General features: G+C 70.8%; 6 protein-coding genes. 1 reads left to right on the top strand and 5 read right to left on the bottom strand.

Annotated elements, in window-relative coordinates; all coding sequences use genetic code 11:
- Positions 1-131: 131 nt before the first annotated feature.
- The 4 genes from ABZ806_RS04140 to ABZ806_RS04125 all read right to left on the bottom strand — a co-directional run bounded on the left by ABZ806_RS04140 (position 132) and on the right by ABZ806_RS04125 (position 4,861).
- Positions 132-2,672 (bottom strand): collagenase, encoded by a 2,541-nt coding sequence (locus tag ABZ806_RS04140; RefSeq protein WP_500215195.1) that lies wholly within the window; start codon positions 2,670-2,672, stop codon positions 132-134.
- 205 nt (positions 2,673-2,877) lie between these two features.
- Positions 2,878-3,711, bottom strand: coding sequence for a tyrosine-protein phosphatase (locus tag ABZ806_RS04135; RefSeq protein WP_500215193.1), 834 nt, complete (start codon positions 3,709-3,711; stop codon positions 2,878-2,880).
- A gap of 176 nt (positions 3,712-3,887) precedes the next feature.
- On the bottom strand, positions 3,888-4,259 hold the full coding sequence (locus ABZ806_RS04130) for a hypothetical protein (RefSeq protein WP_500215192.1): 372 nt from the start codon (positions 4,257-4,259) through the stop codon (positions 3,888-3,890).
- A gap of 29 nt (positions 4,260-4,288) precedes the next feature.
- Positions 4,289-4,861, bottom strand: coding sequence for a helix-turn-helix domain-containing protein (locus ABZ806_RS04125; protein ID WP_500215190.1), 573 nt, complete (start codon positions 4,859-4,861; stop codon positions 4,289-4,291).
- A gap of 261 nt (positions 4,862-5,122) precedes the next feature.
- Here ABZ806_RS04125 and ABZ806_RS04120 point away from each other — a divergent pair, with 261 nt between their 5' ends.
- Positions 5,123-5,707 carry a hypothetical protein gene (locus tag ABZ806_RS04120; RefSeq protein WP_500215189.1) on the top strand — a complete coding sequence of 195 codons (585 nt, stop codon included), beginning with the start codon at positions 5,123-5,125 and terminating at the stop codon, positions 5,705-5,707.
- 171 nt (positions 5,708-5,878) lie between these two features.
- Here ABZ806_RS04120 and ABZ806_RS04115 read toward each other — a convergent pair whose 3' ends face one another.
- Entirely contained in the window at positions 5,879-6,772 is an 894-nt protein-coding gene (locus tag ABZ806_RS04115) for an NAD(P)H-binding protein (RefSeq protein ID WP_500215187.1), read from the bottom strand.
- Between the last annotated feature and the right edge of the window lie 11 nt (positions 6,773-6,783).

The raw sequence follows: 6,783 nt of genomic DNA, 5'->3' as shown, positions 1-6,783 counted from the left end.
ACCGGGCGGCCGCGACTCGCCCTGGACACGGGCCGCCTGGGCGCCCGCCTTTCCCGGGTGGACGCCTGACACCGGCGCCGGGGCCGGACCACGCGGTCCGGCCCCGGCTTTCTCGTCGGTGCGGTGGCGGATCAGTACTCGACCTTCACGGCCGCGCCGTTGAACGCCTCCTTCCCGTAGAGGCTGATGTAGTTGTAGCCGGCCGGCGGGTTGGAGATGGTCAGGGATTCACCGTTTCCGGCATTGGCGGAACGCCGGGTGTAGGACGTCGATGTGGCCCACGTGCTCGCGTTGTAGTAGAGGTCGGCGTCACCGGTTCCGCCGGACGAGGTGATGGTGATCGACCGGGTGCCGGACGGGATGTTGATGTAGAGGTAGGCGAGATTGCCCTTGGTCGCCGACAGGTTGCCGCGCTGGCAGTTTTGTCCGAGTTGCCGTGTGTCGGAACCGGTGCATTCCGGTGCCGTCCCGCCGCCTCCCCCGGCGGACACCGAGATCCGCTGGGACGTGGTGCCGGTCGCCCCGGCGTCGTCGGTGACGGTTAGCGAGACGGTGTAGGTGCCGTCGGCGCCGTAGGTGTGCGACGGGCCGGCCGACGTCGAGGTGGTGCCGTCGCCGAAGTCCCAGCTGCGGGACGCGATACTGCCGTCGGCGTCGGTGGACTGGTCGGTGAAGTTGACCGCCAGGCCGTTCGCCGATGCCGAGAACTTCGCAGTCGGTGCCTGGTTGCCTCCCCCACCACCGCCGCCGGCGCAGGCACCGGACGCGCACGCGGCGAGCCACGTCCACCAGTCGCCGTCGTAACGGCTGCCGATCGTGCTGGTCAGGAACGTGCGTGCGGCGTTCCAGTCGCCGGCCCGGTAGTAGCCGAGAACGGTGGCGATGTCGCCGGGGTGCTTCTCGAACATGTACCGCACCGCCAGGTAGCCCCAGTAGTAGATGCGGGTCGTGTCATTGCTGTAGGTGGTGTCCCACAGGGTGCTGAGGGCGTAGGTGTTCCTGGCGGCCTCGGCGATCGCCGAGTCGTTGGTCACCTTCCGGTAGGAGTAGGAGACGTACTCGGCGAAGCCCTCGATCCACCAGATGGTCGGCGTGGCGACGTTGGCGTTGAAGTCGCCGTACATGTCGAACCGGCCGTCGAGGTAGTGCGTGTACTCGTGGTTGAGATTCCAGATCTGGAACGTCGGGCGGACCCATTCGGCCTCGTAGGCGATGAACCGCGGCTGGTTCCCTGCGGCGGCGGGGTCGCCTTCCAGGTACATGCCGCCGTTATTGGTGTCGATCCCGAACATGGCACCGGCATAGGTCTGGTAGTCGGTGCTGGAATCGAAGACGCAGACCTCGATCGTGCCGTTGCCGTCGTTGGCGACGGGCTTGTTCCCGTCCTTCACCAGGCCGTGGAAGTAGGCGTCCTGGTTCATCAGGCTGGCGCAGGTGTCCGACAACTGGCCCGCGGTCATGTCCTGCGCTCGGATCTTGATGCTGGAACTGCAGGTGTGGTTGATGGTCAGCACGTTCTGCGCCAGCCGCTGCTGCAGATCGCACGTGGTGTAGTACGAGCAGTTCGCCTTGTCGTAGGAGTCGGTCATCTCGGCGATGCCCACCCACAGCGGCGCGGTCTTCCCGGTCATGCTGCTCTGGCCGAGCAGCCCCCTGGCCAGGGGCCGGACCTTGGCCTGGAGCGCGGCGTGCTGGAGGAACCGGGCCATTTCACGTCCGGCGTTGGACGCCAGGTAACTGCGGTCGGTGCCGAGGAGGCCGAGGTGGTTCGCGGCGAACGCGTTGAGCGTGTCGAGGACGCTCGGGTCCGACTGGACCGCGGAGACGAACGCCGGCACCTGGTGGCCGCGGAACAGCACCGTGTAGACGTTGTTGACCGCGTTGAGCATCCACCAGGAGGCGTCGTAGGAACTGTTGTAGCCGTTCAGCAGCCGCTTGACGACATAGATGTAACGTGCGTTCTCCTGGGCGCTGTCGATCAGCGTGACCGCCTCGGCGAGGACCTCGCCGTTGGCGTCGCTGACCGTCGAGGACTTCGAGTTGCCGAAATAGGCGTCCAGGCCGGACTGGATCGCCGTCTTCAGTGACTGCCCGTAGGCCCCCACGGTCGACGGGTTGTACCACTGGACGTAGTACCCGGCGCGCAGGTACAGCACGAGCTGGGCCGTGCCCGTGCTGTTGTCGCCCGGATAGTAGACCGCGTTGTCGCGGAGCGCGTAGGCGATCGTCACCATCTGCGACTCGCGGAACGCGTAGTAGGCGTCTCCGCCGGTCAGGCTGAACAGCGTGTTGATGCAGTCGGTCGTCGAGGACGTGACCTGCTGGACCAGCGCGCTTCCGGAACGGCTCGTGAAATCACCGGGGCTGCAGGCGGCGGCCGCCGCGGCCTTGGCCTTCGGCGCGCTCTTCATGGACGGCCGCTTGTGCTCGGCCGGCTTCTCCGGCCGTTCCGGGGTGCTCTTCAGCGCGTCCTTCTCCGCCGACAGCGGCGGGCGGTCCCTGGCCGGGAGCGGCGACTTCTGGACGCGCGGCGCCCGATCGGCGCGAGTACTGGCGGGGGGCGGTTTCGGGGCGGCGTTCGCGGGGCTCGCGGGCGAGACCAGGAGGCCGATACCGAGGAGGAGGGCGGCCGGCACCCGCAGGCATCTGACAGATCTGCGTCTGTTTCTCACGGGGGTTTCCTTCGGAGGCATCCGCGTTCGGAGCGGATGGATTCGGGGGCCCCGGGGTCCAAATCCCGGAGGTCGAGGGAAACTTGCGCCCGCAGTGTGCGATCCCGATCCGCGCCGTGGTCATACACCGCTCCATCGGTCTCGGTTATGGATCGTCCGTGCCGGTCGGACGAACCGGAGCCTCTGGCCGTGGGCTCCGGGCGGATCAGGAGGTCAGCAGCCGGGCGCGCAGCGCCGCGACGGTGGCGTCGCTCAGCTTCAGGCCGTTGCGGACGTAGTTGTCGAAGCTCCCGTAGACCTGGTCGACCTCGTGGAACGCCTCGTCCAGCCAGGCGGACTCCACGGCGTCGGACCGGCCGAGGTAGGTGTTGCTGGCCATGTAGTCCTGGTACACGGTCGCCCTCGGCACGCCCAGGATCGTCAGCAGCACCGCCGCGCCCCAGCCGGTCCGGTCCTTGCCCGCGGTGCAGTGGAACACCGTCGCGCCGGGGTTGGCGGCGATGGAGGTGAGCAGGTCGCGGTAGGCGCGGCTCGCGCCGCTGAAGTCCACCAGGAACGGGTAGGCGATCGACTGGCCGAGGTTGGACGACCCGGTCACCAGCCCGATCAGGAACCCGTACAGCAGGCTGCCCAGCACAGGGTCGGCGAAGGAGATCCCGTGCGTCACGTCCTCGACGTCGGCGACTTCGTAGGCGATCCCGGCGGGCAGCAGGTCGGGGTCGTCCGAGCGCTCCTGGAAATTGCGCAGGTCCACGTCCAGGGTGATGCCGAGGCCGAGCAGCGTCTGCTGGTCGGCGGCCGACAGGTGGGCCAGGGAGTTGGAGCGGTAGACGACGCCGGTGCGGACGTGGTGGCCGTCGGCGGTCGTGTAGCCGCCGAGGTCGCGGAAGTTGGCGGCCGTGGCCAGCCGGGGAGCGGCGGCCGGGAGCGCCGCGGCCGGCGCCCGGTCCGGGGCCTCGGCGAGGGCGGGCGGTGCGGTCAGCGCGCCGGCCAGCAGGGCGGCGCCGAGCAGGACTGCGGACGTATGGGGGGTGCGCATGACGATCCTTGTCGGACGGCCCCGGCGGGGGGAACTGGCATGACGCCCGTCATGATGCTGTCCGGACAGACCGGGATGAACTGGCAGGCCCTCAAATCTTCCCGGCGATCATTGTGCGCGGCGACAACGACCGCCGCTCGGCCGTCCCCCGCCATCGCGGACGCGAGGCCCGCCCGTCACGTCCGCGCCCCGGCGGCGGCGCGGATGCGGTCGGCCAGCCGGGCGGCGTCCGGGTGGGACAGCACGATGCCGTCGAACTCGTCCCCGCTGATCGCGCGGTCCAGGGTCAGCCGCAGGCCGGGGCGTGCGCGGCGCGCCGAGACCAGCAGCCGCGGGCCGCGCACCAGGCCCCAGACGCCGATCTTGGCGAAGCCCGAGACGGCCAGCCCGCGGCGGGAACCGCGCGCGGCCCGCAGCGGCGCGTCGACGCGCGCGGCCCGGGTGATGGCGGCGAGCGGGACGGCCACCCGCGCGCGCCGCGTCCAGAGCCGCTCCCAGGCGTCGAACTCGATGTCGACGCTGTTCCCGGTGATCGTCACTTCTGCCATGGCATGGCCTTTCTCTATGGCCGGCCGCTTCAGGGCCCGGCGCCGTCGTCCGGTGTCGGGGGCGGTGTGTCCAGGGGCATGAGCACGGTCGCGAGGAGCCGCGGCACCCGCCCCTCCCGCGGCTCGTTGCCGAGCAGGGGACGCAGGAGTTCGCCGAAACCGCGGGCGAACTCGGCGAACTCGGCGTCGTCCAGGTGCAGCACCGCCTGCTGGTAGCCGGCGCCGTCGGCGACCAGGTCGACCCGCTCGCGCGCCAGGTAGCGGGCGAACTCGGCCAGCAGGCTGGAGACGAACACGGTGAAGTAGCGCTCGTGGTCGCCGGGCGTCGCCGCGGCCAGCGCGTCCCCTTCGAGCGCCGCGCCGCCGGGGGGCAGGGCGAAGACGCGCTCGGCCGCGCCGCCGACCCTGCGCTCCTCCACCACGTCCAGCAGGCCGCCCTTGACCAAGGCGGCGAGGTGCCGGTACAGCGTCGCCTGCGGGACGTCCGGCAGCAGATCGGCGACGTCGCGCGCGGTGCGGCGCCCGCCGGCGACCGACCGCAGGATCCGGATCCGCACCGGATGCAGCGCCAGGTCCGCCCAGCGCTCCTTGGAGATGCTCACACCGCTACGTTATCATTATCAATAATGAGAACGTCCCGGCGGGTCGGCATCGACGGTCCGACCCGCCGCGGACGGAGCCCGGCGCCGTGACCCAGTCTTTGCGCGGCCCGGCCGGTTGCTCGGCACCGCACCGGGTACGGCGCGACTTAAGACCCTGAAATGGGACAATCCGACCTGGTCAGGGAGGGTTCTATGACTGGGATGAGGAGTTCCCCCCGCACACGCGCGACCGGAATGCTGAAAACCCCTCGCAGCCGCGGCATGCTCAGCGGCCTCCTACTGCTGCTCCTCGCGCTGTGGGGCGGGCTCATTCCGTTCGTCGGCCCCTACTTCAGCTTCGGTTTCGGGTCGAGCGACGCCTGGGTGTACAGCACCGACCGCCTCGTGCTGTCCATCCTTCCGGCGATCGCCGTGGGCGTGGGTGGATTGATCTTGCTGGTCAGCGCCAACCGGCCGGTGGCCCTGTTCGGATCCTGGCTGGCCATTCTGGGTGGTCTGTGGTTCGTCGTGGGCACCACGATCGCCCCCCTGTGGAACACCAGCCTGGGGACCGCGCTCGGCGGCCAGACACGCCGGGTCGCCGAGCACCTGTCGTTCTTCGAGGGCCTCGGCGCCGTCGTCATACTGCTGGCAGCGGTGGCACTCGGCCGCTTCCTGGTCGTCGGCGTGCGAGAGGCGAGGCGCGCCGAGACGGCACAAATGGCGACGGAACGCGCCGCCGCGGACGAACAAGCCCGCCGCAGGTCCACCGCGGCACCCGAATGGGAAGAGCAGACAGGCCCTCGGCAGGAACGCCGGGAAGCCGCAAGGCCCGCGGAGCGCACCTGGCGGGTACCGCCGCCCTAGCGCGAGTGACATCGAACGGCCGTCCGGGGCCCCGATCACTCGGTAGTTCTTGGACGGTGCAGTTGAGGGTCCGGTCGTGGACGAGCACTAGCGTGCCGTCCACGGCCGGTTCCGTGTCGGGGCCGCGCGGGGGCGGGTCACAGTGGTCATGTGGCGCGAGGGCTGGCGGGTTCAGGACAGGACCGCGGGCTTGAGGGTCTGGGCGCACCAGCGCTCGAAGGTGGTGGGGCCGGTGGTCTCCGGGGTGCGGGCCACGCCGGCGTCGAGGCCCTCGTCCTTGGCCCGCTTCATGTCGACGATGCCCTGCACGAACGCCTCGTCCAGGCCGTAGCCGACGAGTTCGGCGCGCAACTCGCCGAGCGACTGGCGCTCATAGCGGACGGGACGCCCGAGCTGCGCGGTCATGACGCGGGCGAGGTCGTTCGGGGACAGGTCCTGCGGCCCCAGGACCGGGACGCTGCCGGTGCCGGTCCACGAGCGGTCCAGCAGCAGGCAAGCGGCGGCGGCCGCGATGTCGGCGACGGCGACCAGGGGCGCCCTGCGGTCGGCGTCGACGGCGTCGGTGAAGACGCCCTCGTCGCGGATCGAGGCGGCCTCCTCCAGCAGGTTCTCGAAGAAGGACGGACTGGCCAGCGCCCGGTAGGCGACGCCGGCGCCGGCCAGCAGGTCGTCCATGGCCAGCGAGGCGGTGACCAGGCCGGCGCGGCCGGCGAGCGGGGTGCCGCGGCCGAGGGCGGAGACGCCGACGACGCGGCCGACCCCGTGGGCGGCGAGCGCCCGCGCGGCGGGGCGAGTGAAGCCGGTCCAGGCGTCCTGCGGGGTGCGGGACGCGTCCGGGGGGACGAGCCAGAACACGGCGTCCGCGCCCTCGAAGGCCCTGTCGACCACGTGGGCGTCGCCGTGCGAGCCGGTGACCACCTCGACGCGTCCGCGTGCCGCGTCCGGCAGCCGTGCGGGGTCGCGCACGATCACGCGGAGCTCCTCGCCGGCGGCGGGAGCGGACTCCAGGAGCCGGGCGAGCAGGTGGCGGCCGATGTTCCCGGTGGGGGCGGTGATGACGATCATGAAGACCTCGA

The organism is Spirillospora sp. NPDC047418, from assembly GCF_040643275.1.
GTDB lineage: Bacteria > Actinomycetota > Actinomycetes > Streptosporangiales > Streptosporangiaceae > Spirillospora.
The sequence above is the reverse complement of the archived record's forward strand: the minus strand, read 5'-3'. Positions and strand labels throughout refer to the sequence as shown.

What these genes read in the sequence shown, in the direction of transcription:
- ABZ806_RS04130 (WP_500215192.1), bottom strand. Translation starts at nt 4,259, where the DNA reads ATGGCAGAAGTGACGATCACCGGGAACAGCGTCGACATCGAGTTCGAC.
- ABZ806_RS04135 (WP_500215193.1), bottom strand. Translation starts at nt 3,711, where the DNA reads ATGCGCACCCCCCATACGTCCGCAGTCCTGCTCGGCGCCGCCCTGCTG.
- ABZ806_RS04115 (WP_500215187.1), bottom strand. Translation starts at nt 6,772, where the DNA reads ATGATCGTCATCACCGCCCCCACCGGGAACATCGGCCGCCACCTGCTC.
- ABZ806_RS04120 (WP_500215189.1), top strand. Translation starts at nt 5,123, where the DNA reads ATGCTCAGCGGCCTCCTACTGCTGCTCCTCGCGCTGTGGGGCGGGCTC.